Genomic DNA, 2821 nt, shown 5'->3' on the forward strand with positions numbered 1-2821 from the left:
AGTACATGGTCTGGTATCGGGACAAGCGGATCAAGACGGAGTTCGGCATGAGCATCATGGACCGTCGACGCGAGCTCGGTCTTGTGGCATGATTGGTGGTGATGGAATCAATGACGAGTCCAACAAAACGGCACCAGCCCCTACCTGAATAACACTACTTATACGTGTTGCGTCGGTACCTAAAAGACACATCGGTACCTAAAAGACACGAAACGACGATTTTCCACGTTTCGGACCGTTGAATCCCATGATTTACGGGAAACCAGCCGCTGAAAGACGTCAAAATGGTATCCAAATAACACCATTTTTTGACATCGGTACCCAAATAACACCAGTTGGTACCCAGAAGACACCACCAAACGTCACACCGGTACCCGAATGACACCACCCAAATGCCATGGTGGTACCCAAAAGACACCGCTGGTACCCAAATGACACCACCCTCGCACGTTGTATGCAATCAAATAAAGGTGCTCAGATTAAGTGCTGGAAGCGTCCACCTCGATTTGACGCTGATTACGGAACAGGTTTCGGAACATCATCCGCCGGAGTGCCATAGACATAGCGGCCGATCCGCCGTCACGGGGTGTTCATTCCCGATCATGGAGTACGAGAAGTCTTCGTCACGCCAGCAGTCGGTCTTCCCAATGAATAGCCGTGAGAGGGCGCACGCTCCAAAGGCGTGCGCCCTCTCACGGGAATGGAATGGAGAATGAAGTAAACGACCTTCTATCTGGACATTACCCCCGTTCTCGCGATTGACCCCAGCCAGTCCAAGGATGGCTTCGGATGGCGTTCGAAGGTGTCCTTGTCCCAAGAGGCCAGGCCGAACGTCGGAGTGAACGAGCCCCACTCATAATTGTCGAGCAGGGACCAGTGGAGGTATCCCCTCACGTCGATGCCGTCATCCATCGCGTCGCGCATGCCGGCTATGGCGCCGAAGGTGTAGTCGATCCTCCGGCGGTCGTCAGCAGTGGCGATGCCGTTCTCAGTGACGATTATCGGCGTGTGTCCGGCGACGTCCCATGTGTGCCGGATGGCGATGCCCAACGCCGGCGGGAAGTACTCCCAGCCGGTGAGGGTGCGTTCCGCGTCCTCGGGGACCGGCACGGGTCCGTCCTTGCCGATGAAGGTCCTCAGATAGGCCTGCACGCCGATGAAGTCGTCCCCGGCCGCGGCCGCGGTGAAGTAGTCCTCGCGTGGATACTGGTATTCCTCCATCTCCCGTTCGCATCCGGGCATGGCGTGGAACGCCTGGCAGGCGATGGTCCACCCGGACTTGATATGCGGGTTTTCGGACAGTATTTCCCTGGCTTTCCTGTGCGCTTTGACGAGCGTAGCGGAGATGTCCGGATCGGGTGCGGGCAGCGAGGCGGCCACGAAGTCGCTGCCTTCGGTCCCGCCACGGGTCAACGCGACCATGTTCGGCTCGTTGATGGTGCACACCCAGGTAACGTCGTGGAGTATCGGCATCACGTACCGCACGTACCGGGCGAAGTAGTCGACGGCATCGGCGTTGAGCCATCCGCCCTTGGCGGCGAGCCACAGCGGCAGCGTCATGTGGTTCAGTGTGACCATGGGCTCGACGCCGTTCTCATGGCACGCGTCGATCATACGGCGGTAGTGCAGCAGCTGCGCTTTGGAGAAGCGGCCCTCCGCAGGCTCGATGCGGGCCCATTCGATGGAGAAGCGATACATGCCCAATCCGGCGTCGGCGAGCATTCTGATGTCCTCGCCGTAACGGTGGTAGCTGTCGGCCGCGTCTCCCGACGGCTCGCTGAGGTCCGTGCGTTCGGCGTGCTCCCTGGCCCACCAGTCGCTCGCGACGTTGTTCCCCTCGATCTGGTGCGCGGCCGTGGACGCGCCCCAGATGAATTCCGACGGGAACTCGTATTGTTCTTTCATGACATGTCTTTCTATTTGATGCCCGTTCCGGCGACGCCTTGGATGAAGTAGCGCTGCAGGAATACGAACAGGAGGAGGATCGGGGTGACCACCAGTACGGCTCCGGCGAGCAGGACGCTGTAGTTCGTAGCGTTCTGGCCGGTGGAGTAGAGGGACAGCGCCACGGGCAGCGTGTACTTCTCCTCGGTCTGAGCCGCGACCAGCGGCCACAGGAAGTTGTTCCAGGAGGACAGGAACGTGAGGATGGACAGCGTCGCCAGCGGCGGCCCACACTGGGGCAGGACGATCTGGAAGAATATGCGCAGCTCGCCGGCTCCGTCGACCCTCGCGGCCTCCATCAGCGCGTCGGGGATTCCGGAGATGAACTGCCGCATCAGGAAGACCCCGATGGGCTGGCACAGGAACGGCAGGATGAGCGCCGCGTAGGAGTTCGCGAGTCCCATGTTCGAGATAATCACGAACAGGGGGACGAACGTGGCCACGCTCGGGACCATGAGCGTCACCATGACGGCGCCGAACAGGATGTTCTTGCCAGCGAAGTCCATCTTTGCCAGGGCGTATCCGACCATGGAGCAGAACACCATGTTCCCGAGGACGGTAATCACGGCGACGACCATGCTGTTGGTGAAGTAGGTGCCGAAGTTCAACTCGCCGAACCATTTCGCGAAGTTCGCGAGCGAGGCGTGCTCGGGCAGGAGCTTCGGCGGTTTGGCGAGGATCTCCCTCTGGGTCTTCAACGATCCCAGCGCCATCCACAGGAACGGGAAGATCCAGAAGACTCCGATCACCGCCAGGACGCAGTAGGAGAGGCCACGTCCCTTGACGAATCGGCGCCAGAGCGACTGCTTGTTGCTTTGCGGCCTCGAGGCCGCGACCGTCGTGGCTGTCATCTCAATCCTCCTTGAGAATGCGGAAC

The 2821-nt window shown here is 59.9% G+C and carries 2 protein-coding genes; both read right to left on the reverse strand.

Features of this window, described 5'->3' with window-relative positions:
- Window positions 1-729: 729 nt before the first annotated feature.
- Window positions 730-1905, reverse strand: coding sequence for a glycoside hydrolase family 1 protein (locus ACR0P8_RS09225; protein WP_432624778.1), 1176 nt, complete (start codon window positions 1903-1905; stop codon window positions 730-732).
- Window positions 1906-1916: 11 nt separating this feature from the next.
- A complete protein-coding gene (locus ACR0P8_RS09230; RefSeq protein ID WP_003806602.1) occupies window positions 1917-2795 on the reverse strand; it encodes a carbohydrate ABC transporter permease in 879 nt (292 codons plus the stop codon).
- Window positions 2796-2821: the final 26 nt, after the last annotated feature.

The organism is Bifidobacterium sp. (genome assembly GCF_050874245.1).
Classification (GTDB): domain Bacteria; phylum Actinomycetota; class Actinomycetes; order Actinomycetales; family Bifidobacteriaceae; genus Bifidobacterium.